Annotated in this window: 28 protein-coding genes; 11 read left to right on the top strand and 17 right to left on the bottom strand. The window is 68.5% G+C overall.

Annotated elements, in window-relative coordinates:
- Positions 1 to 65 precede the first annotated feature (65 nt).
- A complete protein-coding gene (locus tag ACLJOO_RS03260; protein WP_410785276.1) occupies positions 66 to 1,187 on the top strand; it encodes a sensor histidine kinase in 1,122 nt (373 codons plus the stop codon).
- The gene (locus tag ACLJOO_RS03255) at positions 1,184 to 1,843 is read left to right on the top strand and encodes a response regulator (RefSeq protein WP_410785275.1); all 660 of its coding nucleotides are present in this window, start codon (positions 1,184 to 1,186) and stop codon (positions 1,841 to 1,843) included. The genes ACLJOO_RS03260 and ACLJOO_RS03255 overlap by 4 nt, the downstream gene beginning before the upstream one ends.
- On the opposite strand, the gene ACLJOO_RS03250 is transcribed toward ACLJOO_RS03255, so the two are convergent.
- The 4 genes from ACLJOO_RS03250 to ACLJOO_RS03235 all read right to left on the bottom strand — a co-directional run bounded on the left by ACLJOO_RS03250 (position 1,840) and on the right by ACLJOO_RS03235 (position 5,452).
- On the bottom strand, positions 1,840 to 2,280 hold the full coding sequence (locus ACLJOO_RS03250; protein ID WP_410785274.1) for a nitroreductase/quinone reductase family protein: 441 nt from the start codon (positions 2,278 to 2,280) through the stop codon (positions 1,840 to 1,842). The genes ACLJOO_RS03255 and ACLJOO_RS03250 overlap by 4 nt on opposite strands.
- A gap of 99 nt (positions 2,281 to 2,379) precedes the next feature.
- Complete coding sequence (locus tag ACLJOO_RS03245; RefSeq protein ID WP_410785273.1) at positions 2,380 to 3,687, bottom strand: NAD(P)/FAD-dependent oxidoreductase; 1,308 nt, start codon at positions 3,685 to 3,687, stop codon at positions 2,380 to 2,382.
- A 183-nt stretch (positions 3,688 to 3,870) separates the two neighbouring features.
- Positions 3,871 to 4,245 carry a VOC family protein gene (locus ACLJOO_RS03240; RefSeq protein WP_410785272.1) on the bottom strand — a complete coding sequence of 125 codons (375 nt, stop codon included), beginning with the start codon at positions 4,243 to 4,245 and terminating at the stop codon, positions 3,871 to 3,873.
- A 16-nt stretch (positions 4,246 to 4,261) separates the two neighbouring features.
- Positions 4,262 to 5,452 (bottom strand): GNAT family N-acetyltransferase, encoded by a 1,191-nt coding sequence (locus ACLJOO_RS03235; RefSeq protein ID WP_410785271.1) that lies wholly within the window; start codon positions 5,450 to 5,452, stop codon positions 4,262 to 4,264.
- 236 nt (positions 5,453 to 5,688) lie between these two features.
- Here ACLJOO_RS03235 and ACLJOO_RS03230 point away from each other — a divergent pair, with 236 nt between their 5' ends.
- The 3 genes from ACLJOO_RS03230 to ACLJOO_RS03220 all read left to right on the top strand — a co-directional run bounded on the left by ACLJOO_RS03230 (position 5,689) and on the right by ACLJOO_RS03220 (position 8,608).
- The gene (locus ACLJOO_RS03230) at positions 5,689 to 6,438 is read left to right on the top strand and encodes a DUF4118 domain-containing protein (RefSeq protein ID WP_410785270.1); all 750 of its coding nucleotides are present in this window, start codon (positions 5,689 to 5,691) and stop codon (positions 6,436 to 6,438) included.
- A 146-nt stretch (positions 6,439 to 6,584) separates the two neighbouring features.
- Positions 6,585 to 7,415 (top strand): Bax inhibitor-1/YccA family protein, encoded by an 831-nt coding sequence (locus ACLJOO_RS03225; RefSeq protein WP_410785269.1) that lies wholly within the window; start codon positions 6,585 to 6,587, stop codon positions 7,413 to 7,415.
- A 98-nt stretch (positions 7,416 to 7,513) separates the two neighbouring features.
- Positions 7,514 to 8,608 (top strand): VOC family protein, encoded by a 1,095-nt coding sequence (locus tag ACLJOO_RS03220; RefSeq protein WP_410785268.1) that lies wholly within the window; start codon positions 7,514 to 7,516, stop codon positions 8,606 to 8,608.
- 54 nt (positions 8,609 to 8,662) lie between these two features.
- On the opposite strand, the gene ACLJOO_RS03215 is transcribed toward ACLJOO_RS03220, so the two are convergent.
- Positions 8,663 to 8,893: a DUF4287 domain-containing protein gene (locus ACLJOO_RS03215; RefSeq protein WP_130384213.1), complete on the bottom strand. Its 231-nt coding sequence runs from the start codon at positions 8,891 to 8,893 to the stop codon at positions 8,663 to 8,665.
- A 115-nt stretch (positions 8,894 to 9,008) separates the two neighbouring features.
- Entirely contained in the window at positions 9,009 to 10,025 is a 1,017-nt protein-coding gene (locus ACLJOO_RS03210) for an SGNH/GDSL hydrolase family protein (RefSeq protein ID WP_410785267.1), read from the bottom strand.
- Between the two features lie 78 nt (positions 10,026 to 10,103).
- Here ACLJOO_RS03210 and ACLJOO_RS03205 point away from each other — a divergent pair, with 78 nt between their 5' ends.
- Positions 10,104 to 11,477, top strand: a complete 1,374-nt coding sequence (locus tag ACLJOO_RS03205) for a cystathionine beta-synthase (protein ID WP_410785266.1) — start codon at positions 10,104 to 10,106, stop codon at positions 11,475 to 11,477.
- Between the two features lie 390 nt (positions 11,478 to 11,867).
- Here the strand turns inward: ACLJOO_RS03205 and ACLJOO_RS03200 are convergent, their stop codons facing one another.
- The 4 genes from ACLJOO_RS03200 to ACLJOO_RS03185 form a co-directional block, all read right to left on the bottom strand.
- Positions 11,868 to 12,890: a hypothetical protein gene (locus tag ACLJOO_RS03200; RefSeq protein WP_410785265.1), complete on the bottom strand. Its 1,023-nt coding sequence runs from the start codon at positions 12,888 to 12,890 to the stop codon at positions 11,868 to 11,870.
- 196 nt (positions 12,891 to 13,086) lie between these two features.
- A complete protein-coding gene (locus ACLJOO_RS03195; protein WP_410785264.1) occupies positions 13,087 to 14,538 on the bottom strand; it encodes a flavin-containing monooxygenase in 1,452 nt (483 codons plus the stop codon).
- A 22-nt stretch (positions 14,539 to 14,560) separates the two neighbouring features.
- The gene (locus tag ACLJOO_RS03190; protein WP_410785263.1) at positions 14,561 to 15,784 is read right to left on the bottom strand and encodes a lactate racemase domain-containing protein; all 1,224 of its coding nucleotides are present in this window, start codon (positions 15,782 to 15,784) and stop codon (positions 14,561 to 14,563) included.
- Positions 15,785 to 15,797: 13 nt separating this feature from the next.
- Entirely contained in the window at positions 15,798 to 16,394 is a 597-nt protein-coding gene (locus tag ACLJOO_RS03185; protein ID WP_410785262.1) for a TetR/AcrR family transcriptional regulator, read from the bottom strand.
- Between the two features lie 76 nt (positions 16,395 to 16,470).
- On the opposite strand from ACLJOO_RS03185, the gene ACLJOO_RS03180 reads away from it, so the two are divergent.
- Entirely contained in the window at positions 16,471 to 17,193 is a 723-nt protein-coding gene (locus ACLJOO_RS03180) for an SDR family oxidoreductase (protein ID WP_410785261.1), read from the top strand.
- 130 nt (positions 17,194 to 17,323) lie between these two features.
- On the top strand, positions 17,324 to 18,703 hold the full coding sequence (locus tag ACLJOO_RS03175; RefSeq protein WP_410785260.1) for an FAD-binding oxidoreductase: 1,380 nt from the start codon (positions 17,324 to 17,326) through the stop codon (positions 18,701 to 18,703).
- On the opposite strand, the gene ACLJOO_RS03170 is transcribed toward ACLJOO_RS03175, so the two are convergent.
- Positions 18,704 to 19,312 (bottom strand): DUF4389 domain-containing protein, encoded by a 609-nt coding sequence (locus tag ACLJOO_RS03170; RefSeq protein ID WP_410787113.1) that lies wholly within the window; start codon positions 19,310 to 19,312, stop codon positions 18,704 to 18,706.
- A 172-nt stretch (positions 19,313 to 19,484) separates the two neighbouring features.
- The gene (locus ACLJOO_RS03165; RefSeq protein ID WP_410785259.1) at positions 19,485 to 20,222 is read right to left on the bottom strand and encodes a hypothetical protein; all 738 of its coding nucleotides are present in this window, start codon (positions 20,220 to 20,222) and stop codon (positions 19,485 to 19,487) included.
- A gap of 18 nt (positions 20,223 to 20,240) precedes the next feature.
- On the opposite strand from ACLJOO_RS03165, the gene ACLJOO_RS03160 reads away from it, so the two are divergent.
- Positions 20,241 to 20,720: an NUDIX domain-containing protein gene (locus ACLJOO_RS03160; protein ID WP_410785258.1), complete on the top strand. Its 480-nt coding sequence runs from the start codon at positions 20,241 to 20,243 to the stop codon at positions 20,718 to 20,720.
- On the opposite strand, the gene ACLJOO_RS03155 is transcribed toward ACLJOO_RS03160, so the two are convergent.
- A complete protein-coding gene (locus ACLJOO_RS03155; protein ID WP_410785257.1) occupies positions 20,717 to 21,595 on the bottom strand; it encodes an SDR family oxidoreductase in 879 nt (292 codons plus the stop codon). The genes ACLJOO_RS03160 and ACLJOO_RS03155 overlap by 4 nt on opposite strands.
- Before the next feature lie 102 nt (positions 21,596 to 21,697).
- Between ACLJOO_RS03155 and ACLJOO_RS03150 the strand changes: the two genes are divergently transcribed.
- On the top strand, positions 21,698 to 22,540 hold the full coding sequence (locus tag ACLJOO_RS03150; RefSeq protein ID WP_410785256.1) for an AAC(3) family N-acetyltransferase: 843 nt from the start codon (positions 21,698 to 21,700) through the stop codon (positions 22,538 to 22,540).
- Positions 22,541 to 22,586: 46 nt separating this feature from the next.
- Here ACLJOO_RS03150 and ACLJOO_RS03145 read toward each other — a convergent pair whose 3' ends face one another.
- From ACLJOO_RS03145 to ACLJOO_RS03130, 4 genes are all read right to left on the bottom strand, one after another.
- A complete protein-coding gene (locus ACLJOO_RS03145; protein WP_410785255.1) occupies positions 22,587 to 23,615 on the bottom strand; it encodes an NADPH:quinone reductase in 1,029 nt (342 codons plus the stop codon).
- Between the two features lie 10 nt (positions 23,616 to 23,625).
- Positions 23,626 to 24,132, bottom strand: coding sequence for a GNAT family N-acetyltransferase (locus ACLJOO_RS03140; RefSeq protein ID WP_410785254.1), 507 nt, complete (start codon positions 24,130 to 24,132; stop codon positions 23,626 to 23,628).
- A gap of 65 nt (positions 24,133 to 24,197) precedes the next feature.
- The gene (locus tag ACLJOO_RS03135) at positions 24,198 to 25,010 is read right to left on the bottom strand and encodes an alpha/beta fold hydrolase (protein ID WP_410785253.1); all 813 of its coding nucleotides are present in this window, start codon (positions 25,008 to 25,010) and stop codon (positions 24,198 to 24,200) included.
- Positions 25,011 to 25,080: 70 nt separating this feature from the next.
- Positions 25,081 to 25,905 carry an alpha/beta fold hydrolase gene (locus ACLJOO_RS03130; RefSeq protein WP_410785252.1) on the bottom strand — a complete coding sequence of 275 codons (825 nt, stop codon included), beginning with the start codon at positions 25,903 to 25,905 and terminating at the stop codon, positions 25,081 to 25,083.
- Between the two features lie 115 nt (positions 25,906 to 26,020).
- On the opposite strand from ACLJOO_RS03130, the gene ACLJOO_RS03125 reads away from it, so the two are divergent.
- Positions 26,021 to 26,548, top strand: coding sequence for a DinB family protein (locus ACLJOO_RS03125; protein WP_410785251.1), 528 nt, complete (start codon positions 26,021 to 26,023; stop codon positions 26,546 to 26,548).
- Positions 26,549 to 26,659 lie beyond the last annotated feature (111 nt).

Genomic DNA, 26,659 nt, shown 5'->3' with positions numbered 1-26,659 from the left:
CGACTTCGGTATCCGGACACCCGCACCCGCCCCGGAGACCGCTTACACACCGCTACATTCAAGACATGAGTGAGCGCAAGCGTCCGCGTCGTACGGCCATGAACTGGGTCGTCGACAGCGTGTCGTTCGTGCTGGCGGTTCTGATCGCGCTGCTCGCCTACAGCGAGGGTGAGTCCGACCCGGTGTCGCCGACGCTGCTCGCGATCGACTTCTGGTCGGGGATGGTGCTGTGCCTGACCCTATGGTTCCGGCGCCGTTGGACCGTCCCGTTGGCGCTTCTCGCGGCCGCGGTCTCGGTGTACTCCGACGCCGCGGCTGGGCCGGTGCTGGTGCTGACCATGACCGTCGCCGTCCACAAGCCGTGGCGGACCTCGATCTGGGTCTTCGCGGCGAACTGCGTGGCCACGCTCAGCTATCTCCAGGTGCGGCACAAGGAGGACTGGAAGACGCAGCTCATCATCGGCATCACCCTGTACGCCGCAATGGCAGGCTGGGGGTTCTACATCCGGTCCCGCCGACAGCTCCTGCAGACGCTGCGGGACCGGGCGGATCGGGCCGAGACCGTGGCGACGCTGCAGGCCGAGCAGGCGCAGCTCCGGGCACGCGAGGAGATCGCCCGCGAGATGCACGACGTACTCGGGCATCGGTTGTCGTTGCTCAGCGTCCACGCGGGCGCGTTGGCGTACCGCCCGGACGCGTCCACCGCCCAGGTGGCCGGCGCCGCCGAGATCATCCGCGCGAGCGCACACCAGGCGCTGCAGGATCTCCGCGAGGTGATCGGCGTACTGCGGGCGCCCGTCGGCGAACTCCCGCAGCCCGCGTTCGCCGACCTGCCCGCGCTCGTGGACGGTTCGCGTGAGGCGGGCATTCCGGTCGAGTTGACGCTCGATGCGCCGGGTGCGATGCCGGAGCACGTCGGGCGTACGGCGTACCGGATCGTGCAGGAAGGACTCACGAACGCGGTCAAGCATGCGCCAGGCGAGCCGGTGACGATCAGCGTGACCGGTGCCCCAGGCAACGGACTGTCCGTCGAGCTGCGCAACCCGGCACCGAACCGCCGACGCGGCGACGGCCAAGGTTTGAAGGGTCTCAGCGAACGCGCCGCCCTGGTCGAAGGCCGCGTCGAACACGGCCGCACCCCCGACGGCGACTTCCGCCTGTTCGCCTGGTTACCGTGGCCCGCATGACCATTCGGGTGCTGATCGTCGATGACGATCCTCTGTTGCGGGCCGGGCTGAAGTTGATGCTGGGCGGCGCCGAGGACATCCGCGTGGTCGGAGAGGCCGGTGACGGGACCGGCGTACAGGGGCTGATCGACCGGCTCGCGCCGGACGTGATCCTGATGGACATCCGGATGCCCGGCACCGACGGACTCACCGCGACGGAGGCGGTACGACGTCGTTCCGGCGCGCCTGAGGTCGTCATCCTCACCACCTTCGACGCCGACGAGCACGTCCTGCGCGCCCTCCGCGCCGGCGCCGCCGGGTTCATCCTGAAGGACACCCCGCCCGCCGAGATCGTCGAGTCCGTACGCCGGATCGCCGCCGGGCAGCCCGTCCTCTCGCCGGCCGTCACCAAACGCCTCATCACCCGCGTCGCCGACTCCGGCCAGAACGACCGCAAGACCAAGGCTGTCGCCCGCCTCGCGGACCTGAACGACCGCGAACGCGAGATCGCCGTCGCGGTCGGTGAGGGGAAGTCGAACGCAGAGATCAGCGCGACTCTCTACCTCAGCGTCCCGACCGTGAAGACCCACGTCTCCCGCATCCTCACGAAACTCGACCTGAACAACCGCGTCCAGATCGCCCTCCTAGTCCACGACGCGGGGCTCCTGCACGACTAGCGCGGTTCGAGCACCACCACCGCGGTTGTTCTGGGGCGGCGGTCGGCGTACTCGTCGAGGTTCTTGTCGATCTCCTGCCAGCGGGCCCAGAGCCGCTGGCGTTCCGCGCCCTCGGCGGCACGTCCGCGAACCGGCAGTTGCCCATCCTTGAGCACCGCGTCGGCGTCCGGGTTGGCCAGCAGATTCAGCCACCAGGCGGGCTCCGGTGCACCCCAGCCGTTCATCGCGAGGGTGACCAGGTTCGGCCCGTCCTCGAAGTACCCGAGAATCACGCTCCGCGGTTCCCCGGTCTTCCGGCCCATCACCGTGAGCCGCAGCATGCCGTACCGCTTGTCCCGCGGTCGTGACAGCCCTCTCCCGCTGGTGTTGTAGATCGCCCGGTGGATTCTCCAGGCCGCGCGGATGAACCAGCGCGGTGGCAGCCTCGCTTTGCTCATGTCCCCCTCCAGACATTCGTGCACAGCGTGGCAGAGCGGGACTGCGAAGAAAAGGCCGGGCCCCCGGCGAGTTGGAGGCCCGGCCGATCAAGTGACGGGCTACGACTGGGTCGCCCGGCGGAACTCCTCGTTCGGCATCTGGAGACTGCCGAGGCTGGTGACCTCGCGGCGGAAGAACAGCGCGAGGGTCCAGTCGAGGATGACGCGGGCCTTGCGGTTGAAGGTGGGAACGCGGGACACGTGGTACGTCCGGTGCAGGAACCAAGCCGGCCAGCCCTTCACCTTCACGCCGTACAGCTGGGCGACGCCCTTGTGCAGGCCGAGGCTCGCGACCGAGCCGACGTACTTGTGCTTGTAGTCCTGCGGCGGCTGCCCGTCGACGACCCGCAGGATGTTCGAGGCCAGCCGGTTGGCCTGCCGTACGGCGTGCTGCGCGTTCGGGGCGCAGAACGCACCGGTTTCGCTGGTCAGGTCCGGTACGGCGGCGTTGTCGCCGGCGGTCCAGGCGTCGTCGACACCCTCGATCCGCAGGTTCGGCAGCGTCTTGACCCGGCCCTTCTCGTCCAGCGGGAAGTCGGTCGCGGCGAGCGCCGGGTTCGCCTTCACGCCGGCCGTCCAGACGATCGTGTCGGCGTCGAACTCGTCGCCGTCACTGAGGATCACGTGGCCCTTCTCGCAGGACTCCAGCCGGGTCTCCAGCCGGATGTCCATGTTCCGCTTGCGGAGCTGGTCCACGGTGTACTTGCCGAGATCCGTGCCGACCTCGGGCAGGATCCGGTTTGTGGCCTCGACCAGGACCCAGTGCATGTCCTCGGGCTTGATGTTGTCGTAGTAGCGGGTGGCGTACCGGGCCATGTCCTCGAGTTCGGCGAACGCCTCCACACCGGCGTACCCGCCGCCGACGAAGACGAAGGTGAGCGCGGACTTGCGCAGTGCCGGGTCGGGCTGCGACGACGCGACGTCGAGCCGGTCCAGGACCTTGTTGCGCAGTGCGATCGCCTCTTCGACGTTCTTGAAGCCGGTCGCTTCCTCGGCCAGGCCGGGGATCGGCAGCGTGCGGGCGATCGAGCCGAGCGCGACCACGACCTGGTCGTAGGCGAGCTCGTACTCCGGGCCCTCCTCGGGCATCACCTTGGCGACCTTGTGCGCGTGATCGATCCCCGTCACGCGGCCGGTCACCACCCGGCAGCCCTTGAGAGTCTTGCGCAGCGGCACCACGACGTGCCGCGGCTCCACCGAACCGGCCGCGGCTTCCGGCAGGAACGGCTGGTAGGTCATCACCGACCGCGGGTCGACCACGGTCACCCGGATCCGGCCCTTACGGGCGGCGCGGCGCAGGCCGTACGCGGTGTACATCCCGACGTAACCGCCTCCGACGACGAGGATGTGCGGCACCTGGGCTGTCATGCGTTCACTCTCCCTGAGTGGGTTCTCAGACTTCACGTTCACTTCAACGCTAAGGGCTCGTGAAAGATTTCACAAACCCTCCCCGGAGTGATCTCACCCACCGAACATCCCCCGCCCGAGGGACCCCTCATCCCCTCATGGTGAGTCCCCGACGCGGTACCCACCACCCCCGAAACACAACCGCTACTCGGTAGGACCCTCGAGAGCGAGGCGGTAGCCGCTGGGGGTTCTGAGAAGCAGCCGGCGGTAGATCCAGTCGGCGGCGGGCGCGTTCTGCTCCAGCTCGAAGTCGAGCCCGGCCGCTCGGCAGCGGTCCGCCGCCGCGTCGACGTCGGAGACGGCGATCTGCCAGGTGAGCACGCTCGGCGGGTCGTTCGGCGCAGGGGCCTGCTGGATGCCGAAGTGGACGGTGTCGGTGCCGAAGGCGATGAAGTCGGGGTACTCCGGACCTTCGTAGATCACCGGGAGGCCGAGTTTCTCGTAGAAGGTCCGCTCCGCGGCAAGGTCGACGACGTTCAGGACCGGCGCCAGGCGGGTGAACAGCGGGTCTGTGGCCATGAGAACAGTGTCGCGGTCAGGAGGTCAGGCGGTAGACGGAGACGTGGGAGGGGGAGTCGGCGGTGAATTCGGTGGTGGTCCAGTCGGCGTGGCGGGATTCGAGGGTGAAGCCGGCCAGTTGGGCCATCAGGTCGAGTTCGGCGGGCCAGATGTAGCGGTGCGGGCTGCGGCCGAGCCGCGCCTCGGTGCCTTTGCCGAAGTGGAAGTGGTGCGAGACGACGTGCTGTTTCAATACGTCGTACGTGTCCAGCAGGATGTAGCCGGGATCGACGATGCCGACGGTGGCGGGGATGCCCGGCGGGAGGCGGCGCAGTTCGGGGACCCAGAGTTCGATCACGAACCGGCCGCCGGGGGAGAGGTGGCGGGCGGCGTTCCGGAAGCAGGCGACCTGCTCCTCCTGGGTGAGCAGGTTCGAGATCGTGTTGAAGACCAGGTAGACCAGGGTGAACTCGCCCGGTACGCGCGCCGTCGCCATGTCGCCGGCGACGACCGGGATCGTGTCCGCGTCGGCCTTCGTCCGCAGCTGTTCGAGCATCGCGTCCGACAACTCGATCCCGCTCACCGGCACGCCGTACTCCGACAGCGGTACGGCGACCCGCCCGGTACCGATCGCGAACTCGAGCGCGCGCCCACCGTCGGCGAGTCCGGCGAGCCGTTCCACGGTCGGCCCGAGAACGTCCGCCGCGAACATCCCGTCGCCGGGCGTGTCGTATCGCGCCGCGACGTCCGCGTTCCACAACCGGTTCTGCTCCGCGGCCTTCGACCATTCCATGACGTCCTCGCCTCCGTCCTCACCGGTCTTGGTGAACCCGAGTCGCTCGTACAGGCGGCGCGCGTTCGGATTGTCGCGCTCGACGTTCAGCTTCAGCGGTACGCCGTACCTCGCGGCCTCGGACTGCAACGCGGTCAAGATCGCCGTACCGACGCCGCGGTTCTGGACGTTGGGGTGGAGCTGGATGCCGTTCACTTCGACGACTTCCGGCGTACGGCTGACCCGCAGCCGGCCGGCGGGTACGTCGTCGACCTCGACGACGTACAGCTCTGTGGTGGGATCCTCTATCGATTCGCGAGTCCACTCGGCGAATCGGGCCCGCCAGGCAGTCTCGTCGAAGTCGCCAGGCAGCCGGCCCTGCGCGCCGGTAGCAGCCAGCGTCACATCGGCCAGGAACGTGACGTCCGCGTCCGTAGCCAGTCGGATTCGGTGCATACGAGGCAACCTACGCAGACGGATGCCCACAGGCGACGGATTATCCGGAGCCAGGTCACACGAACGGATAACCCCGCGCGTTGAGGGTTCTCCGCTGGTATGCGAGGGGAGAACCCCCAACACGAGGGGTTCTCCCCTCCTGCGCGAGGCTGCGTTCGGGCATGCGACCACGGTACGGATGACAGACCTTTGTGAGAACTGTTGATCCGGTGCGGGCGGTGCGCGTCAATAGAGAGGTGGAGAACTATCGGACTCCGGTCCTGACGGCCTCGGTGCTGGCGCCGCCGGCGGTCTGTGCGTTGCTGACGCCGTTTCGGGAGCACTTCGACAACGCGAACGCGGCGTTGCTGCTGGTGGTCGTGATCGTGGCGGTCGCCGTGTTCGGGATCCGGCTCGCCGGGGTGATCGCGGCGGTGTCGAGCGCGGTGTGGTTCGACTTCTTCCTGACCGTGCCGTACGACAGCTTCACCATCAACAGCAGCAACGACATCGAGCAGGCGGTACTGCTGCTGGTGATCGGGATCGCGGTCACGCAGATCGCGATCTGGGGCCGAGGGCAACAAGCCAAGGCGTCCCGGCGCGCCGGGTACCTGGACGGCGTGATCACCACCTCGCAGGCGGTCGCGGCCGGCGGGTCGACGGACGACCTCATCGAGCAGGTGCGTGCCGAACTGACCGCCGTACTGGGGATCGATGGCGCCAAGTTCGTTGCCGGCAGCAAACAGACCCAGGCCCCGCGGCTGAACCCGGACGGCTCCGTGACCCGCGGATCGCACGTCCTGAAGGTCGAACGCGACGGCCTCCCGACGAACGCCGAGATCGAACTCGTCGTCCAGCACGCCGGCGAACCCCGCGGCCGCTTCCTCCTCACCGCCGCCACCCGCATCGCCCGCCCCGACCTGGAACAACGCCTGGTAGCCGTAGCCCTCGCCGAACAGGTAGGCGCCGCCCTCACCACTCAGGACCCCGTCCATCCCCACGTCTGACCTTTGTATCGAAGGCAAATACATCGGGAAGCGATGGATATTCGCCCATTTTCGGTGCGGAATGGTTGATGGATTCTCAGATGTTGTTAAGGGTGGGACCGTAGTATCTCGATACGGCCCCGGATGTGGGTCATCAGGAGGAAGAGATGCAGAGCAGTAACCCGGTGCTGAACCGGTCGAGTGCGTTCGCGCCTGGCCACGGCCAGGCCTATCCGGGGGCCGCTCCGTACGGTCAGCAGCAGAGCCCCTACGGCTACGGCGGATCGGGTATGCCGCCGCAGCAGCAGTACCAGGGGGCTCCGGCCTCGAGCCGCCCCATGACGTTGGACGACGTGATCGTCAAGACCGCGATCACCCTGGGCGTGGTCGTGGCATCCGCCGCGGTCGCGTGGTACGCGATCCCGACGACGTTCGTCGGGCCGGCGTTCCTGGCCGGCGCGCTGGTCGGTTTCGCGCTGGCCATGGTGCTGTCGTTCTCCCGCAAGGTGAACCCGGTCCTGGTGATGCTGTACGCCGCTGCCGAGGGCGTGTTCCTCGGGATCGGCAGCAAGTTCATCGGCAGCTGGGTCGGCAACGACGTCATCGTGCAGGCCGTGCTGGCCACGATGGTGACGGCCGGCCTGACGCTGGCGACGTACAAGTACTTCGCGATCAAGGTGACGCCGAAGTTCACCAAGATGGTGGTCATCGGTACGGCGGGCTTCGCCGGCGTGCTGCTGGTCAACCTGCTGCTGAGCTTCTTCGGGATCAGCACCGGCATCAGCGGGATGGGCCCGATGGGTCTGCTGTTCGCCGCGATCGGCGCCGGTCTCGCGGTGTTCAACCTGATCCTCGACTTCGACATGATCGAGCAGGGTGTCCGCCAGGGCGCCCCGCAGAACGAGGCCTGGCGGGCCGCGTTCGGCCTGACCGTCACCCTGGTCTGGCTGTACTGGAACATCCTGCGGATCCTCGCCATCCTCCGCGGCGGCGACTGATCTAGCACCGCACGACAACGGAAGGGCCGGTCCAGGTGGGCCGGCCCTTCCGGCTTTCCGGACGCAGGCTGTCCGGTTCCGGCTCTACGGTGGTTCCCATGACCACAACCTGGTACGACGCGCCCTCGCACGCCGCCGGCGCCGCACTGGTCGAGCGCCTCGCGCAACTCCCGTCCGGGATGCCGGATGTCGACGTCCGGTCCTCCGGCGTCCGGGTCCGAACTGCTGAAGCCGACGAGGTCGCGGCCGCCGCGCGACAACTCGGTCTCCCAGCAGATCCGCAGGCCGTCCAGAACCTCGACGTCGTGATCGAGGCGGCCGATCCGGCGACGGTGCGGACGTTCTGGCAGACCGCACTGGGCTACGACCGGGCCGGAGCAGACGGCCTCGAGGATCCGCTGCGGCGGGACCCGACCTTCACGGTACGGCGCCTCGCGGAGCCGCGACCGCTGCGGAACCGGATCCACGTCGACGTGGTCCGCCCGTCGGCGGCGGTGGATGAGGCGCGCGCTGTAACGGGTAGGGAGCCGTCCGGGGCATACGGTGTGATGCTGCCCGACGACGAGGGGAACGAGGTCGACCTGGTGCCGGGCGACCCGCTGCCGGGGACGACCGACTGGCTGGCGCTGTTCGCCGCGATGACGTTCTACCCGACCTCCGCACCCGCGCAGCTGGTAACCACAGTGGCCGAGCTGGCCGACGCCGCGGGCATTCCGCTGATGATCGACGTACGGGCGGAAGGTGTCGTGATCGACAGCGGGAAGGACCAGTGGGAGGACGCCGACGGCGCGGACCCGAAGTTCGTCGCGCTGGCCACACAGATCGAGGCCGCGGCCAAGGATCTCGGGTTGCGCGCGGACCCGGCGCCGTTGCGGTTCGTGCAGTTCGGGATCGATGCGGTCGACGTACAGATGGTCCGGGCGTTCTGGACGGAGCTGCTCGGCTACGCGGAGGACAGCCGGCCGCATCTCTCGGACATCTACGACCCGCGGCGCTTGAACCCGGTGCTGTTCTTCCAGCAGCTGGAGGAGCCGAGGCAGCAGCGGAACCGGATCCGCTTCGAGCTCGCCGTACCGGAGGACGCGGTGGCGCAACGGGTGCAGGCGGCGTTGTCAGCCGGTGGGCAGCTTCTGTCCGAGAAGCCTTACCTGGTTGCCGATCCGGAGGGCAACGAGGTGGTCATCGGAACGTAGAAGACCTGCCCCTCCACCTGAAAGGGCAGGTCTTCGAGTCGTCTCCTTTGCGGCTCAGCCCATTCGCCGATGCGCCTTGACTAGATCGAACTCATGGACGATGGCGGTAGCGTGCCCGTGCGCGAGTGCGTACTCGCCGGCTAGCCATCTCACTCTGTCGTCGAAGCGCAGGAACGACGGTCCGTCGTTCATCAGCTGGAACCACTCGGTCATTGCGCGTCCGGTGCATCTGGGCACGGCCTCCACCAAACGCTGATGCGTCTCCTCGGAGTGGTTCAAGCCCATCTTCGCCTCCCGTTATCGGGGTACCGCGTAGTTATCGACTGTGCACCACGTGGCCGCCCGGAGGCAAGACTCCCGACATGAAAGTCCCCGCTCAGCGGACGCACAAGTCGAACAACTACTGACCGACGGGCACGCTGTCCGTGGGTTCCTCGACGCGGTCGACCTCGGCCTTGGGGTGCCGGCGCCGGTGGCGCAGTTCCGCCCAACGACCCCGCGGGCCGCGTTCCCGCCCGCCGACCTCGGTGGCCGCGACCTCGGTGCCCGCCCGGCGAGCAGCGAGTACGGCGGCCTCCGCGATCGGGAGGATCGCCTCGCCGCGGAACTGCTCCGGGTGCACGAACGACTCGGTCCCCACGCCCATCGCGGCCGCCATGGACGGCAGCAGCGCGGCCGACGCGGCGGCGTAGCCGGTGGCCGACGGGTGGAAGTTGTCTCGGCCCCACATCGACGGGTTGGTCCGGAACACCTCGCCAAGCAGTGTGCCGAGTGACACGGAACGGCCGCCTGCTTCGACGACTGCGATGGTCTGAGCGGCGGCCAGCCGGTGGCTCCAGGACCGGGCGACCCATCGCAACGGCGGCTGGATCGTCCGGACCACCCCCAGGTCGGGGCAGGTCCCCACCACCACTTCACAGTTCGCGGCGCGCAACCGGCGTACGGCGGTGGACAGCAAGCGGACCGACGTCGACGGGGGCATCTTCGCCTTCACGTCGTTCACGCCGATCAGGATGACGGCCACATGGGGGCCGGCCTGCAGCGCGGCGTCCACCTGGCCGGCCAGGTCGGTCGACTTCGCCCCGGTCTTCGACACGTCGACCAGGCGCACGGGACGCTCGGCCAGCTCGGCGAGCCCGGAGGCGAGCAGCACCCCGGGAGTCTCGTCGGGCGAGTCCGTGCCGTAACCGGCCGCGCTCGAGTCGCCGATCATGGCGAAGGTGATCGGATGTCCTGGATACCGGCCGTACAGGCCGTCGCCCGGAGTGGGGTAGTACCTCGTCGGTCCGATCACGCGCTTCGCATACTCGGCCTCAGCGGTCAGTACGCCGTACAACGTGGCACCGATGAGTCCGAGTCCCCCGCCCCCGAAGGCTGCGGCCTGGGCCAGCTTCTTGGCTGCCCTGGCTCTGCTCATACTGACAAGGATTACACGGTGTTACGACGACGCAAGTGAAAATAGGGGATAGACACGCAGATCACTACAGTAAGGATCGTGCGCTATGCAGACTCTCTCCTGGACCTCGTCGGCAACACCCCGCTCGTGAAGCTGGGCAAGACCACGGACGGTGCCAAGCCCCTTGTGCTCGCCAAGGTCGAGTACTTCAACCCGGGCGGCTCGGTGAAGGACCGGATCGCGGTCCGGATGATCGAGGCCGCGGAGGCCTCCGGCGAGCTCAAGCCCGGCGGCACGATCGTCGAGCCGACCTCCGGCAACACCGGTGTCGGGCTCGCGATGGTCGCCCAGCAGAAGGGCTACAAGTGCGTCTTCGTCTGCCCGGACAAGGTCAGCGAGGACAAGCGCAACGTGCTCAAGGCGTACGGCGCCGACGTCGTGGTCTGCCCGACCGCGGTCGCCCCTGAGCACCCGGACTCGTACTACAACGTCTCCGACCGCCTGGTCCGCGAGATCGAGGGCGCCTGGAAGCCGAACCAGTACGCGAACCAGAACAACCCGCGCTCGCACTACGAGACCACCGGCCCGGAGCTCTGGGAGCAGACCGAGGGCAAGATCACGCACTTCGTCGCGGGCGTAGGCACCGGCGGCACGATCACCGGCACCGGCAGGTACCTGAAGGAGGTCTCCGGCGGGAAGGTGCAGATCGTCGGCGCCGACCCCGAGGGCTCGGTGTACTCCGGCGGCACCGGCCGGCCGTACCTGGTCGAGGGTGTCGGCGAGGACTTCTGGCCGGAGACGTACGACCGCAACATCTGCGACCGGATCATCGAGGTGTCGGACGCGGACTCGTTCGCGCTCACCCGGCGGCTCGCCCGCGAGGAGGCGATGCTGGTCGGCGGCTCGGCCGGGATGGCCGCCGCGGCCGCGATCCGGTTGGCGCACGAGCTCGATGACCCCGAAGCCGTCATCGTGGTCCTGCTGCCGGACGGCGGCCGCGGCTACCTGACCAAGGTGTTCAACGACGACTGGCTGGCGCAGTACGGCTTCCTCGCGCACACGCGCCAGGGCGCGACGCTGGGCGACATCCTGGCCCGCAAGGACGGCAGCCTGCCGCCGCTGGTGCACACCCACCCGCACGAGACGATCGCCGAGGCGGTCGCGATCCTCCGTGAGTACGGCGTCTCGCAGATGCCCGTCGTCCGTGCGGAGCCGCCGGTGATGGCGGCCGAGGTGGCCGGCGCGGTGTCGGAGCGGACGTTGATGGACGCGCTGTACTCCGGCAAGGCGCGACTGGCCGACATGGTCGAGCTGCACATGGACCCGGCACTGCCGTCCCTGGGCGCCGGCGAACCGGTCACCAAGGCGGTCGAGCTGCTCGAGGATCGGGACGCCCTGATGGTTCTGGACGACGGCAAGCCGGTGGGCGTACTGACCCGGCAGGACCTACTGGTCCACCTGTCCGCCGACTGAGATTAGCGGTCTACAACTGACGGGATGATGGCGATCAGCGCCGTGATCACGATGCCGATCACGATGGCTGCCGCTCCGGCGATCTGAAGGATTTCCATATCTCAAGAGTCCTTCAGCACCGCCCGCGAAACATCGGCCTCCGGATCGGTCTTTCCTTCATCCCAAGGTCGTACGCCGGGCCGCCCGGACTCCTACTGAAGGAGTCCGGGTGATCACCTAATGGAAGGCCACCGCCCGCAAAGGACACCGCTGCGCGGCGGCTGCCTTTTGGCCGCCTTCGGCGGCGTGCTGCCGCCGCCGAGTGGAGCGTGTCCGCGGTGGGTAGCTGTTCCCGCGGAGGAAGAGGTCACCACTTCGCGCTGGCTCTCCAGCGATGCGGACCCTCGATGTTCAGAGCGTGCCGATGCGACCGGCGAAGTCCCGTACGCCGTGCAAGCTGTTGCTGCGGTCGCCGGAGAGCAGGTCGCGGGTCAGTTGCTGTGCCCAGGGACGGAAGCGGACTTCCTGTGGGGTGTCTCGCTCGGCGGTGACGAGGGCTTGGAACGCGGCTTGCCTGTTGCCACGTCCGTGAAGGGCGAGGGCGGTGTCTTCCCAGTAACGGGCGCGACGTTCGGGGGCGGTAATGCCGGCGGGGTCGACCAGGCGGGCGTAGTCGACGGCTGTGCCGAAGTCGCCGAGAACCCGCGAGACGCTGATTTTGTAGACGGCCAGGTCGAGCATGTTGAAGCGGTCGTTCTTGGTGAGGCGCGTACGGCGTGCGGCGGCCTCGGCTTCGCCGAGCAATGTCCAGGCGCTGTCGCGGTCGTCGCGTAGCGCGGCAGTGTAGGAGGCGGTGGCAAGTAATTGCCTGTACGTAGCGGCGGTGCTGGTGTCGGTCAGGCCGGTATCGGTCTGTAGTTGGCTTGCCGCGTCGAGCATGAGCCGCTGGGCGCCTTCGCGGTGGTGGGTTCGCCGCATCACGGTGGCCGCCCAGCGGCGGGACTCGGCCAACGTCAGTGGGTCGTCGCCGGCGCGAGCGGCCTGGACCGCGCGGTCTGCTGTGGCCCAGGCCATCCCGTCATCATGCAGCTTGACCAGCAATTCCGTAGCCAGGCAATAGGCCTGCGCCAGCCGAGTGGACGCCGGTCCGACCTCGCTGGTCGAGGCTGCGTCGCGGCCGGCGACTGCTTGCGCGAGCAGCCTGGGAAGGCGGCGGGCGAGCTGGCTGTAACGGGTGGCGCGGAAGTCGGCACGCGCCGCCGCGATCTGCGCCCCCAGTTGGTGATCAGGAATGGGCGCGGCGGTCAGCCGCCCGAACAGCACGTCCTCGATGGTGTCGGCCATTCCGTAGGCGGCGGCCGCCTGGCCCAGAGGCAGCACTGCTGCGCCGGTCACGACCGCGGCGGTCGTCGCTAGCAGGTCGCGTCGGCGCATCGGATCACCATCCTCATCGACACCTGCGCTCAGGCTAGCGGTGCTCAGGCCGGAGACCGGGCGCGACAGTCCGAACAGAGGCAGCGCGCCCGCGCAAACCTGACGAAACCGGCCCGGGCGACGCCGTCATGGCCATGCGACGGGATCGGTTCCTCAGCGCCGATACCCTGAGCCTTCCGCCGTCATCGTCTGCTACCTAGTGGACTACCGCGAAGTCGGACGGATCGAGCCGGCGGGTGCGGCGCCAGTACGACATCGTCCACTCCGGCCAGATCGTGGAGTTCCGCCCGGCTGCGTCCAGGTACCAGCTCGTGCAACCCGACTGCCAGACGGTGGAGCCGAGCTCGCCCTGGACGATGTCGACGAACCGCTCCTGGACCTCCTCGCGGACCTCGACGTACGACGCGTTGCGCCGCCGGAGCAGGTGCAGGGCCTGCATGACGTACCGGACCTGGGCCTCGATCATGAAGATCATCGAGGAGTGGCCGAGGAGCGTGTTCGGGCCGACCAGCAGGAACAGGTTCGGGTAGCCGGAGACCGTGATGCCGAGGTGTGCACCGATGCCGTTGCGCTTCCAGTGGTCGGCGAGGTCGACGCCGTCCTTGCCGAGGATCGGCATCCGGGTCAGGTTCGCCGAGACGTCGAACCCGGTGCCGAGCACGATCGTGTCGCAGGCCCGTTCGGTCCCGTCGGCGGTGATCACGCCGGTCGGGGTGACCCGCGTGATCGGGGTGGTGACGACGTCGACGTTCGGCCGGCCGAGCGCGGGGTAGTAGTCGTTCGAGATCAGGATCCGCTTGCAGCCGATCTGGTAGTCCGGCATCAGTTTCGCCCGTAGCTCAGGGTCGGTGACCTGCTTGTGCAGGTGCCGTTTCGCCTGGATTTCCAGGCCTTTCATCAACTTCGGGTTCCCGGCGAAGCCTGCGCCACGACCCTCGAGGCCCCAGTAGATGACGTTGCGGATCGTCCGCTGGCCGGCCGGGAACCGTGCGTGCAGCTTGCGCTCCCAGCCGCCGATCGCGCGGTCGGGCTTCGGCGTCACCCACGGTGGCGTCCGCTGGTACACGTCCAGTTGCGCGACCTGCGGGGCGATCTCCGGCACGAACTGGATCGCCGACGCGCCGGTCCCGATCACGGCGACGTTCCGGCCGCGCAGGTCCGCCGAGTGATCCCAGACGGCCGAGTGGAACGTCGTACCGGCGAAAGAGTCGAGGCCCGGGATGTCCGGGAGCTTCGGCCGGTGCAGGCTGCCGACGCCGGCTACGAGGGACTGGGTCTCGATCGTCTCGTCGCCGTTGACCGTGACGGTCCAGCGGCCGGTCGCCTCGTCGAAGACGGCTTCGGTGACCTCGGCGCCGTACCGGATCTTGTCCGCGATGCCGTACTTGTCCGCGCAGTGCCGCAGGTACGCGAGGATCTCGTCCCAGGGCGCGAACATCCGCGTCCAGCGCGGGTTCTGCTCGAACGAGAACGAGTACAGGTACGACGGGATGTCGCAGGCGCAGCCGGGATACGTGTTGTCCCGCCAGGTGCCGCCGAGGTCGTCCGCCTTCTCGAGGATGACGAAGTCCTCACACCCGGCCTGCTTGAGCTTGATTCCCATGCACAGCCCGGCGAACCCGGACCCGATGATGACGACCTCAGCCATACCGCCTGAGGTTACCGGCGGGTCACTGAAGCCGGTAGAGGGTCTCGCCGGCATTCGGTACGACGAAGGTCTCCGGGTCGGCCTCGTACGCGGCCAGGTCGACCGTCGCCGGGTCGAGATACCCGAGGTTGGCCCGCCGTACGACGTCCTCGGGGATGCCCGTCGCGAGCGTGACCCGGACGCGGAGGTGCTCGCCGTTGACCGGGTCCCAGGTGCCCGCGCCGCGCAGGTGCGTGGAGTGCGCGAGGACGCCCCAGTGTACGTCGCGGAACTTGTCCCATTGGCCGACGAAGTAGTCGCGGCAGTGGTACCCGATCTCCTCGATCTCGGGGTGCATCGCGGCCAATTGGGTGACGTGCGGCGCGTACAGGATCACCTCGCCGCCGTCCGCGACGATCGGCTCGACCTTGTAGAAGCCCTTGGCCGCGGTCCAGATATCGGCGTACTTCGGCGGCATCACCGAGACGATCCGCCGGACGGGATGCTCCAGGTAGCGGACGTGGGTCTGCGCGGAGATCTCGGCGGCCGCGCGCCAGGACGAGATCGTGTCGCCGAACGCGACCGCGTGCAACGCGTCCGTCCCGGACTGGGCGACCACGGACAGCGCGAGCTTCTCGGCCGGGATGAGCGCGGCGGCCTCGTCGATCAGGGCGCGGACCGGGGTGAGTCCCGGCGTACCGATGATGTTCGCGCTGGTGATCAGGGCGCCGAGCCAGTGCGAGAAGTCGATGACCTCCTGGCCCGCGACCCCCGGGAAGAAGTACTTGTTGCCGCCGGAGAAACCAACCACCTCGTGCGGGAAGACCGGCCCGACGACCAGGGCCACGTCGTGCTCGACGACGGCGCGGTTGAGCCGGACCGGAACCTCGTCGCGGAGCATCTCGTCCGAGATCTCCCCGACCCGGTCGGGGCCGATCGTGCCCAGGTCCGCGAACGTATCGGGTTTCCACCACTCGTGGTTGATCACGTTCGGGTAGTCGCCGCCCAGGTGCTCGCGGAGCTGGTCCGGCGTCATCTCCGCATGCGTGCCCAGGGCAACCAGGATCGTGACCTGGCTGTCCTTCAGAGCCTCGGTGACCGCCTTCAGCAGCAAGGGCAGCGGGCAGCTGCGGGTCGCGTCCGGGACGATCACGCAGACGCTGCGTCCCTCCAGGCCCGCGCCGGCCAGGACACCGCCGACGAACGCCGTCACCTCGTCCTCGGTCAGGACCTGACCCACACCGCCGATCACCGCCGCATCAGTCACCTCTAGACCCTACCTACCTCCAGACACTCATGGCAGTGGTCGCGACGGCCATGAGATCGTCCCGGCTCGCCCCGTCCCGCGCCTGCTGTGACATCCCCTGGATTGTCGCCGCGAAGAAGGTTGCGAGCGCCGCCGCATCCGTGTCGTCGGGCAGGAGTCCGGCGTCCACGTCCCCCTGGATGCGGTCCCGCAGTACGTCGCGGCCGGTCCGGCGGATCCTGCGGAGTCGGTCGGCCACGTCCGCCGAGGCGGGGATCGTGTTCTGGGCCGCACTGATGATCAGGCAGCCGCGGGCGTGCTCAGGCTCGGTGTACTGCGTGGCTGCCTCGCGGAGGATCCGCTCGATCGCCGCACGGGCCGTCGATTCCTCGGCGAGTGCCCGGGCGGTGAAGGCGCCGTGCGTGTCCTGGTAGCGCTGCACGACCTCTTCGAAGAGCTTCCGCTTGTCGCCGAACGCGGCGTACAGGCTCGGCGCGCCGATGCCGAGAGACGTCGTCAGATCCGCCACCGACGTCGCGTCGTACCCGCGCTCCCAGAAGGTCAGCAGCGCCTGCTCGAGCGCTGCCTCACGGTCGAACGAGCGTGGTCGCCCACGCCGGGTCTCGGTCATGCGGACATTCTATAGCGATCGCTAGAGAATGTGTTACCGTCCTTTCTGTAGTGATCATTAGAGAAAGGGTCGTGGGATGCGGACAGCGTTGGTGACCGGTGGCAGTCGCGGGATCGGAAGGGCGATCGCGCTGCGGCTGGCGCGGGACGGCGTGCGGATCGGGGTGCACTACGGGCGCGACGACGCGGCCGCCGAGCGGACGCTCGGGGAGATCGAGGCGGCTGGTGGGCAGGGGTTCCTGGTGAAGGCGGAGCTCGAGGAGCCGGTGGATGCGGTCTGGACGGAGTTCGACCGGTACGCCGACGGGCTGGACATCCTGGTCAACAACGCGGGCATCGGCCGGCAGCTGCCGCTCGCCGAGGTGACGCCGGAATGGTTCGACCGGTTGTTCGCGGTGAACGCGAAGGCGCCGTTCTTCCTGGTCCAGCAGGCGATCCCGCGGCTGCGCGACGGCGGCCGGATCGTCAACATCGGGTCCGGCGTGACCCGGATCGCGTTCCCGGAGGACGCGGCGTACTCGATGACCAAGGGGGCGTTGAGCACGCTGACGCTGGCGCTGGCGAAGGAGCTCGGGCCTCGCGGGATCACGGTGAACACCGTTGCCCCGGGCATCGTCGAGACCGAGATGAACGGCTGGCTGGCTGATCCCGCCGCAGCGCGGACGGCTGCGGCGTACTCGGTGTTCGATCGGGTCGGGCAGCCGGCCGAGGTTGCGGACGTGGTCGCGTTCGTCGCTTCGGGCGACGCGCGGTGGGTCACCGGTCAGACGGTCGACGCGACGGGCGGCTCCCGGCTGTGACGTGGCGGAAACCCTTGGTGGACAGCTGAATCGTGTGAGGACGCGGTAATCGGCCGGGCGTTGACCGCGGGCGGGGTGCGATGGACGATCGGTGAATCGCCTGGGGGAGTGAGCAAGGGGGAGATCCACCATGTCCGAAACCACCGAACAGCTGCGCCCACCGGGCTTCGGAGGCCTGCTGCTGCGCGACACCGACGCGGCGTACGACGACGCGCGCACGGTCTTCAACGGGATGATCGACAAGCGGCCCGCGATGATCGCCCAGTGCGAATCGGTGGGTGACGTCCAGGCAGCGGTGCGGTACGGCGCCGACCAGGAGCTGGAGATCGCGGTTCGCGGCGGCGGTCACGGGGTGGCCGGAACCGCGGTCACCGACGGCGGTCTGGTGGTCGACCTGCGGCGGATGAACAGCGTTCAGGTCGATCCGTTCGCCAAGATCGCGCGGGTCGGCGGGGGCGCGACCTGGGGTGATTTCGATAGGGCCTGCCAGAAGTACCTGCTGGCGACGACCGGCGGGCGGGCATCCACGACCGGGGTCGCGGGCCTGACGCTCGGTGGCGGGTCCGGCTGGCTGGAACGGAAGTTCGGGCTCGCGTGTGACGCGCTGATCTCGGTGGAGCTCGTCACTGCGGACGGGCGGCTGCTGATCGCGGACGAGACGAAGAACACCGAGCTGTTCTGGGCGCTCCACGGCGGCGGCGGGAACTTTGGCGTCGCGACGTCGCTGACCTTCCACCTCCAGCAGTTGCCGTCGACAACGTTGGCGTTGCTGATGTGGCCGGCGTCGGCGGGTCCCACGGTTTTGCGCGCGTACCGGGACCTGATCGAGTCGGGTGCGCCCGAGGAGCTCGGTGGCGGTGTCATCTATCTGACCGGGCCGCCGGAGGAGTTCGTGCCCGCGCACCTGCAGGGGCAGCTGATCGTGGGTGCGGCGGCGGTGTACGCCGGCAGCGAGGCGGAGATGCGTGACGTGTTCGCGCCGCTGTTCGCGCTGGCGCCGGAGGCCGAGCTGGTCGCGGAGATGCCGTACGCCGACATTCAATCGGCGCTCGACGATCCGCCGGGGTTCCGGAACTACTGGTCCGCGGAGCATCTGGCGTCGTTCCCCGATCCCGCGGTCGAGGCGTTCGCCGGCCGGTCGGCGGACATGATCTCGCCGTCACCGTCGCAACAGGCGATCGTGCCGTGGGGTGGCGCCGTACAACGCGGTGCGGACAAGTGGCCGCAGCCGCATCGTCAGGCGGCGTGGGTGGTGCACCCGTTCGGGCTGTGGTCCGATCCGGCCGACGATGCGCGCGGCATCCGGTGGGCGCGGGACGTGTGCTCGGACCTGGCCGAGTGGGCGACCGGGTACGTGTACCTGAACTTCATCGGCAACGAGGGCCAGAACCGGGTGATCGCGGGGTTCGGCGAGGAGAACTACCAGCGGCTGGCGCGGGTCAAGTGCCAGTACGACCCGGAGAACACCTTCCACCTGAACCAGAACATCGAGCCCGGCTGGCCCTGTTAGTCAGACGTCTTCAGCAGGTGGGGTGGGATCGCTGCCGCCTTGATCGAGGCGGAACGGCGGATAGACATCGGTCATCAAGGAGGCGTACCCGGAGACCCTCAAGGCCCAGCGATTCAGGCCGAGGATCAGGTCGTAGAGCGAGCGCGGGTAGGTGCCGGTGAAGAGGAGAGCGATGGCCGCGAAGATGACGAGCACACCGACCAGGCCTCCGCCGAGGCTCCACGCCCAGTCGTCGGAACCGTTCGCGGCCCAGCTGCCGCCGCCGACGAAGATGCCGACGATGATGTAGTGCGGGATCGCCAACAGCCACCACTTCACCAGGACCAGGCCACGGGACAGGCGCTCGGGATAGTCCACCGTCAGCCGCGCCGGGTAGCTCTCGACCTCGGCGAGCGTGAACGGCGGGTACTGGTCGGTGCCGAGCACGCTGTAGGCGTAGTAGTTCACGCGCCACGACCACCGCATCACGCCGACGTTGAAGTCGAAGAGCCCGCGCGGGTAGCGCTCGGTGAAGAGGATCGCGAAGAACGCGATCACCGAGGCGACCAGGAAGCCGATCCACAGGAACAGCAGGACGAAGAAGTGCGGGATCGCCAGGATCCACTTCACCAACCACAACCACCTGGAAGTCCCTGGATCCAGCTCAGCGTTCACATGCACCGGATACGCAACAGATCCCGCCATGACGACCAGTCCCTTTTTTGCTCACGATCTCCGGCGGAAAGATCCCTGTCAACGTTGAACTACACAGTAATGGACGCGGTCTGTGTTGTCGGGGTGATCAGTCCGTAGCCAGAGTGGCGGGGTGGGTGGCGCGGGACCATTGGGTGGCGGTGATGGCGGCGTAGGCGATGGCGCTGAGGGGGACCGCCCAGAAGCGGAAGAAGGGGAGTTGGCCTGAGACGGTGGTTGCGGCGAAGACGATGCCGAAGGTTGCGAGGCCGGCGAGCGTGCCGCGGCGGCGGGAGTCGAGTGCGCTGCTCGGGAGCGGGCCCATGTGCCGGTCGAGCATCGTGCCGAACGCGCTCAGGCCGACGAGTGCGGTGACGAGGAACAAGATCGTCCCGGGGAGTCCGCCGAACACGATCGCGAACGCGTTCAGGAACGTGACGAACGCGAACGCGACGCCCATGTCCAGCGCCCCGAACGTCAGGTGCGACCGGCGCCGGCGCTTGAGGTCGTCGCCGGTCCGGATCGGGCCGGGCTCGCCGGTCAGTCGTCGTAAGGTCAGGATCAGGCCGGTCGCGATCAGGATCAGCAGCAGTACGCCGACGACGGACAGGACCACGGAGCGAGTGGTCGACATGTACTGGCGGACCTCGTCGCCGGACACGCAGTTCGCCGACGGCGGGAACCAACTGGTGCGCGCGAACGCATCGTCCGCGCCGACCTTGCGCGCGCAGTCCGCACTCGGGTCGTACCAGCCGGGCATCGACAATGTGACGACCGTCGTCCACACCAGCCCGCCGACCAAACCCAACCCCAGCAGGGATCCCGCGCGCCGCCTCACCCACTCCACGGCCCTACCCTCTCATCCGTGGACTCCTACCTTGCCCAGCTCCGCCGCGACGTCGGCTCCCGCCTGCTGTTGCTGCCCGGTGCGCAGGTCCTCGCCATCGATGCGGAGGATCGCATCCTGTTCCAGAGGAGTCTCGACTCCGGTCTGTGGGAGCTGCCCGCGGGCGGTGCGGAACCGGGCGACAGCTTCCGTCGTACGGCGGCCCGCGAGTTCGCCGAGGAGACCGGGCTGATCGTCGCGGAGGAGGACCTGATCCCGTTCGCCAGCGTTTCGCGCGCCGACGTACACACGCTGACCTACCCGAACGGCGACGTCGTCCAGTGCTTCGCGCTCTGCTTCGAAACCCGCCACTGGACCGGCACGCTCCGCCCAGCCGAAAACGAAGTACTGGAAGCCGCCTTCTTCCCCGCACCGCCGACCCCACTCCATCCCCCGACGGAGCTGGTCCTGCGCCTCCACACGGCCTACCAACAGACAGGCCTCTTCCAGGCCTGCTAGGCGTACTGCTTCGCCTGGGCGCGGAGAAAGTCGGTGGCGGAGCGCGGGACGATGCCTCGGGTGCGGAGCGGTTCGTCGGTCCAGGTCGCGTCGTGCAGGGACTGAAGGAGGCCGCCGCCCAGGACCGAGGCCAGGCCGTCGTTGGCTCGGGCAAGCAGACGGCTCGCCAGGCGCGCGGCAGGAGCGGGCATCCGTTGGACCTTGATCCGCCGGTGGAGGAACTCCTCCGCGACGGCGACTGCCTCGATCCGGCTGAGCGCCTCGGGGCCGCCGAACTCGATCAGCGCGGGCGGGTCGGGTTCGGTGGCAACCGCCCCGATCAGCGCGGCGGCGTCGTCCGTGGCAACCCAGCGCAGCCGGGCGTCGCCCTTGCCGATCACCGAAACCTTGCCCCGGGCAAGGTCGAACCGTCCGACGGGGCCGAGATGAATCTCCTGGAACGCGTCCGGCCGGACGATCACCCGCTCGAGCTCCGTCCGCCGGAGCCGCTCCTCGACGGCGACCTTGGCCCGTTCGAGCGGCGTCCCGAGACCTGCGTCGACCCCGGCGTACGAGACGTAAACGAACCGCCGTACGCCGGCTTCCTCGGCCGCGTCGACCAACGACAGCATCCCCGCTTCGTCCACCGCGCGGATCGAGGGTCCGGGCAGGCGGGCCAGGCGCCGTCCAATCGCGGTAGCGGATGCGACCACGGTGTCCACGCCGCGGCAGGCTGCGCGCAGACTCGCGGGATCCGTCAGATCGCCCCGGACCACGTCCGCGTCGGTCATGTGCGTACCGGTGCGCGTCAGACACCGCACGTCGTTCCGCCGGGCAGTCAGCAAGCGAACCACGCGTCCACCTAGATCCCCGGTCCCGCCGACTACCAGCAGCATCGCACCCACCCCCCACCACTGACGGTGCTCCCAGACGTCAGTCGGCGCAAGAGGACGCGAAAATGCCACGCGGCGCCGGTCCGCAAATGAGATATTGCCGGGATGCGCGCAACGGAGGTCGTGACCGGAGCCGATATCGCCGACGGACTGCGGAAGCTCGGGCTCGACCGGGCGTCCGAGGTGATCGTGCACTCCTCGCTGAGTTCGTTCGGGTACGTCGACGGTGGCGCGGAGGCGGTTTGTTCGGCGCTGACCGAGGTGTGCGGGACTGTGCTGATGCCTGCCGGCAGCTGGGATCTCACCGGGATCCCGGCGCCACCCGGACTCGTGCGGCCGCACAACGCCTACTGGAACGCGGACGACTGGCCGGACTTCGACACTCGGTTGTCGCAGGCAACCAGTTTCCGCGCCGACCTTCCGATCGACCGCTGGCTCGGAACGATTCCGGAAACTTTCCGCCTGACCTGCTCGCCGTTCCGCACCGAGCATCCGCTGTTTGCCTACCAGGCCGCCGGACCCGCGGCCGAACGCCTGCTGGAAGCGCAGCGCCCTGACTGGCCGCTCGGTCCGATCGAGGCCCTCGACGGCGATGTCCTGCTGCTCGGCGTCACCCATACCTCGAACACCACGATCCACCTCGCCGAGCAACACCTCGGCCGCTCGCGCTTCTACCGCTACGCGAAATCCGCCGACGGCCTGTGGGTCGAGCTCCCCAACATCCCCGGCGACAGCCGCGAATTCGACACCATCGAGCCGGTACTGCGCTCAGCGACCAAGGAAATCCAGATCGGAAACGCCCGCATCCGCCGAATCCCCAAGCAGGCAGTACTGGCAGCAACCCGTCAGCTCATCGAAGCCGACCCCGCCGCCCTCCTCTGCACAGACGACCCAACCTGCCGCTGCGCCGCAGCCCTCCAACAGCGCTTGGCCGCCCTCGCCGGGTAGGGCATGCTCTGCCGGGTGACCAGACCCGTGTCCTTCGAGGAACTTCTCAGTCTGGGATGACGTCGATGAGGACCTTGCCGACGACGGCTTCCTCTACGGCGGCGTGGGCGTCTGCGGCCCGGTCTAGCGGGTAGTGGTGCAGCGGGAGGCCGGCGTCGGGGCCGATGCGGACGGCGCCGGCCTCGACCGCGGCCGAGACGTCGGCCAGGCCGCGTGGGCGCCAGGACTCCGGGGCCGTGTAGAGCAGAACGAACTGCCAGCGGGCGTTGGGCACCATCGACGCGCGCACCGGGAGTTCCATCGTCGCGCCTCCGTCGGTCGCGTAGACCGACACCGAGCCGTGCGGCGCGATCACCGCGGCGTCGATGGCTGCGTTCGCCGCCGGCGACACCTCGACGATCGTGTGCACGCCGTGAGGCGCGATCGCTCGTACCTCCGCGACGACGTCCTGCTGCTTGTAGTCGATGACGTGATCGGCGCCCGCCAGCGCGGCCAGCTTGCCCTTCTCCGGGCTACTCACGGTGGTGATCACGGTCGCGTCGGACCACCGGGCCAGCTGGATCGCCGCGTTACCGACCGCTCCTGCGCCGCCGGCCACCAGCACGGTGCGGCCGGAGAGCTTGCCTGGACCGAGGCGATCAGGGCCGTCCTCGGTCACGGTCAGGCATCGATGAGCGGTCAGGAACGGTACGCCGAGCGCGGCGCCGAGGTCGTACGACGCGTCGTCGGGCAGCGGCACCACATGGCGCACCGGGACCACGGCGTACTCCTGCGCCGTACCGCCCGACGGCCGTTGGTACGCGGCCTCCCAGAGCCAGACCCGGCGACCGGTGAGGGCCGCGTCGACGCCCTGACCGACGGCAACGACGACACCGGACCCGTCCTGGTTCGGCACCTGCGCCGGGTGCACCGGCGTACCGGCCTCACTGCCGCGGCGCGACTTCCAGTCGGTCGGATTGACGCCCGACCGGTGGATCCGCACCCGCACCTCTCCGGGTCCGACCTCGGTCACAGGCCTGTCCACGAGGGTCAGGACGTCGGGCTCACCGGTCACGGAATACTGGATGGCACGCACACTGTCGACGCTACCTCAGTTGCTTGGTGAACATGAGGAGAGCGTCGTCGTCGTTCCGAACCATCTCGCCCGGCGGAACCTGCTTGAGCTTGTAGAGCAGGCCACGGCCATCCGGAATATATCCACGGCGAACGTACATCCGTTGCGCGGTGCCGTAGTCGGCGTACAACCCAACCCCGATCCCTACGACCGGCGAGCGTTCCCCCACCAGCGCCTCGGCCGCGTCCATCAACGCGCTCCCGATCCCGCGCCGCCGGAACTTCGGCAGCACATTGAAGTCCTGGATCTCCGGAATCCCGTCGAACGGCCCGTACGGCGACACCCAGCGCGCGGTGACATAGCCGGCGAACTCGCCGCCGGCCGTGGCGATCAGGACGTCGCGCGTCCCGGCCTCCTGCTCGTCCAGGTACCGCCGGTACTGGCTCTCCGGCTTGTTCCACCCGATCTCGTCGAACGCCGCCGCGATCACCGGTGGATCCTCGACCCGCAACGGCCGGATCTCCAACGCTTCGTCCATCCGCGCAGCGTAGCCCCGTCACCACCGCAGGTCGCCCGGATTTCCGGACGACCTGCGGCGGAGTGTCATCGGGTGGCGCGGATCGCTTTCTCGATCACCGAGGTGATCGGATCGGGGGCCGTGATGAGGCCGAGGTGACCGGTCGGGATGCGGGTGATGGTGGAGTGGGCCCGGGTGGCCATGTCGTTCTGGGCCTTCGGGGTGATGATCAGGTCCTTCGTCCCAAGGACGTACCAGGACGGGATCGTCTTCCAGGCGGGCGGTCCGGACGGGTTGAAGCCGGCGCCCAGGGCGAGCGGTCGTTGCGCCGGGTACAGCTTCTCGGTCTGCGAGTGCCGTACCCCGGAGGCGAACGAATTCACGAAGGTGTCGTGCTTGAGGTAGAGGTCGACGTCACCGGTTGGTGCGTTCGGGTACGGAACGAAGTCGAAAACGGTTTCCGGCGGGACGGCGAGAGCGGAGTCCGCACCTGCCAACGGGAAGACGGCCTCGCCTTCCGCGGGCGCGAACGCGCCGACGTACACGAGCGCCTTCACATTCGGGTTCCCGGTGGCGGCATTGGTGATCACCGCGCCGCCGTACGGATGCCCGACCAGGACGATCGGCCCGGACAGGGTGGCGAGGAAGTTGCGGATGGTCGCGGCGTCGGTGGAGAGGCTGCGCAACGGGTTGGGCGGTACGCGGACCTGGTAGCCGTCGTCGAGCAGCCGGCTGGTGACCTTCGCCCAACTGGATCCGTCGGCCCACGCGCCGTGAACCAGCACGACGGTGGGCCGCGGTCCGCTCGGGTACGACGCGGCGGCGGGTGTCACGGCCGCGATCAGGACGCCGAGTACGGCGCCGAGGGCTGCCAGAAAGCGTGTTCTGCGGTGGTGCATCGATGATGCCTTTCGTCAGGCGACTGTCGCCGGGAGGGCGCGCTGGTGCGTGACGAAGCCGGGCTGTGAGCTAGGACCGGAAGAACTCGAGGAGGTCGGCGTTGACCACGTCGGCGTGCGTTGTGGGCAGGCCGTGCGGGAGGTCCTTGTAGGTCTTCAGGACCCCGTTCTTGAGTAGCGCGGCCGACTTCGGGCCGGAGTCGGCGTACGGGACGATCTGGTCGTCCTCGCTGTGCACGACCAGGACCGGGATGGTGATCGACCGCAGGTCCTCGGTGAAGTCGGTCTGGGAGAACGCGACGATGCCGTCGTAGTGCGCCTTCGCGCCGCCCATCATGCCCTGGCGCCACCAGTTCGCGATGATCGCTTCGTTGGACTCGACGCCCGGCCGGTTGAAACCGTAGAACGGCCCTTCCGGGAGGGCGCGGTAGAAGGCCGACCGGTTCGCCGCGAGCTGCGCCTGGAGGTCGTCGAAGACCGCCTTCGGCAGGCCCTCCGGGTTCGCGTCGGTCTGCACCATCAACGGCGGGACCGCGCAGAGCAGCGCGGCCTTGGCGGCCCGGTCCTCGCCGTGCCGGGCCAGGTAGTGCGCGACCTCGCCGCCGCCGGTCGAGTGGCCGACGTGGATGCAGTCGCGCAGGTCGAGGTGGTCGACGACCGCCTTCAGGTCGTCTGCGTAGTGGTCCATGTCGTGTCCGTCGCCGGTCTGCGTCGACCGGCCGTGTCCGCGGCGGTCGTGCGCGACGACGCGGTACCCCTTCGACAGGAAGAACAGCAGCTGGTTGTCCCAGTCGTCGGCCGACAGCGGCCATCCGTGGCTGAAGACGATCGGCTGGCCCGTACCCCAGTCCTTGTAGAAGATCTCCGTACCGTCGCTGGTCGTGATCGTTCCCACGTCAACCCCCTTGTCCGATGGGCTCGGCCCAGTCGCCGCCCCTAGGTCAAGCTAGTCGCCGGACGTGAATTTCTATAGGACAGAAGCTGGCCGCTATGGCGCTTAGAGTCGGAGCATGACGACAAACGAGCAGGGCTTGACCGGTGAGCGGGCCGACATCCTGGAGTTCCTCGGCAAGCACCGGGGCTTCCTGCGGCACACCGCTCAGGGGCTGACAGACGAGCAGGCCGCGACCCGCAGCACCATCAGCGAGCTGACGGTCGGCGGCCTGATCAAGCATGTGAGTGCCACCGAGCAGCACTGGGCCGAGTTCGCGCAGGGCAAGGGCGGGGGCAGCCCGGCGGAGACGGAGTACACCCCGGAGGTCATCGCCGCCTGGCAGGACCAGTTCCGTCTCACCGAGGGCGAGACGCTGGCCGGCGTACTCGCGGAGTACGAGAAGGTCGCCGCCGCCACCGACGAGCTCGTCCGCACCCTCGACCTGGACACCAGCTACGAGCTCCCGGCCGCGCCCTGGCAGCCGCCGGGTGTGTTCTGGACCGTCCGCCGGGTCTTCCTGCACATCACGGCCGAGACCGCCCAGCACGCCGGTCACGCCGACATCATCCGGGAGACGATCGACGGCCAGAAAACCATGGGCTGAACCAACAAACAAGGCGCCAGGACTCCTCCGGGGTCCTGGCGCTTTGCTGTGCCCGGAAACGCAACTTTCCGCGGTGTTTCCGCATCGAGGCAGGTAAGGGGAACTAAACCT

It is taken from the genome of Kribbella sp. C-35 (assembly GCF_046549195.1).
Classification (GTDB): domain Bacteria; phylum Actinomycetota; class Actinomycetes; order Propionibacteriales; family Kribbellaceae; genus Kribbella.
The sequence above is the reverse complement of the archived record's forward strand: the minus strand, read 5'-3'. Positions and strand labels throughout refer to the sequence as shown.

Excerpts from the sequence above, each read along its gene's own strand:
- ACLJOO_RS03245 (WP_410785273.1), bottom strand. The coding sequence starts at position 3,687 with ATGACAGCCCAGGTGCCGCACATCCTCGTCGTCGGAGGCGGTTACGTC.
- ACLJOO_RS03200 (WP_410785265.1), bottom strand. The coding sequence starts at position 12,890 with ATGCGCCGACGCGACCTGCTAGCGACGACCGCCGCGGTCGTGACCGGC.
- ACLJOO_RS03195 (WP_410785264.1), bottom strand. The coding sequence starts at position 14,538 with ATGGCTGAGGTCGTCATCATCGGGTCCGGGTTCGCCGGGCTGTGCATG.
- ACLJOO_RS03155 (WP_410785257.1), bottom strand. The coding sequence starts at position 21,595 with ATGCTGCTGGTAGTCGGCGGGACCGGGGATCTAGGTGGACGCGTGGTT.
- ACLJOO_RS03255 (WP_410785275.1), top strand. The coding sequence starts at position 1,184 with ATGACCATTCGGGTGCTGATCGTCGATGACGATCCTCTGTTGCGGGCC.
- ACLJOO_RS03185 (WP_410785262.1), bottom strand. The coding sequence starts at position 16,394 with ATGACCGAGACCCGGCGTGGGCGACCACGCTCGTTCGACCGTGAGGCA.
- ACLJOO_RS03210 (WP_410785267.1), bottom strand. The coding sequence starts at position 10,025 with ATGAGCAGAGCCAGGGCAGCCAAGAAGCTGGCCCAGGCCGCAGCCTTC.
- ACLJOO_RS03240 (WP_410785272.1), bottom strand. The coding sequence starts at position 4,245 with ATGGCCACAGACCCGCTGTTCACCCGCCTGGCGCCGGTCCTGAACGTC.
- ACLJOO_RS03140 (WP_410785254.1), bottom strand. The coding sequence starts at position 24,132 with ATGGACGAAGCGTTGGAGATCCGGCCGTTGCGGGTCGAGGATCCACCG.
- ACLJOO_RS03235 (WP_410785271.1), bottom strand. The coding sequence starts at position 5,452 with ATGCACCGAATCCGACTGGCTACGGACGCGGACGTCACGTTCCTGGCC.
- ACLJOO_RS03150 (WP_410785256.1), top strand. The coding sequence starts at position 21,698 with ATGCGCGCAACGGAGGTCGTGACCGGAGCCGATATCGCCGACGGACTG.
- ACLJOO_RS03215 (WP_130384213.1), bottom strand. The coding sequence starts at position 8,893 with ATGGGCTTGAACCACTCCGAGGAGACGCATCAGCGTTTGGTGGAGGCC.
- ACLJOO_RS03250 (WP_410785274.1), bottom strand. The coding sequence starts at position 2,280 with ATGAGCAAAGCGAGGCTGCCACCGCGCTGGTTCATCCGCGCGGCCTGG.
- ACLJOO_RS03175 (WP_410785260.1), top strand. The coding sequence starts at position 17,324 with ATGTCCGAAACCACCGAACAGCTGCGCCCACCGGGCTTCGGAGGCCTG.
- ACLJOO_RS03125 (WP_410785251.1), top strand. The coding sequence starts at position 26,021 with ATGACGACAAACGAGCAGGGCTTGACCGGTGAGCGGGCCGACATCCTG.
- ACLJOO_RS03225 (WP_410785269.1), top strand. The coding sequence starts at position 6,585 with ATGCAGAGCAGTAACCCGGTGCTGAACCGGTCGAGTGCGTTCGCGCCT.
- ACLJOO_RS03180 (WP_410785261.1), top strand. The coding sequence starts at position 16,471 with ATGCGGACAGCGTTGGTGACCGGTGGCAGTCGCGGGATCGGAAGGGCG.
- ACLJOO_RS03220 (WP_410785268.1), top strand. The coding sequence starts at position 7,514 with ATGACCACAACCTGGTACGACGCGCCCTCGCACGCCGCCGGCGCCGCA.
- ACLJOO_RS03135 (WP_410785253.1), bottom strand. The coding sequence starts at position 25,010 with ATGCACCACCGCAGAACACGCTTTCTGGCAGCCCTCGGCGCCGTACTC.
- ACLJOO_RS03260 (WP_410785276.1), top strand. The coding sequence starts at position 66 with ATGAGTGAGCGCAAGCGTCCGCGTCGTACGGCCATGAACTGGGTCGTC.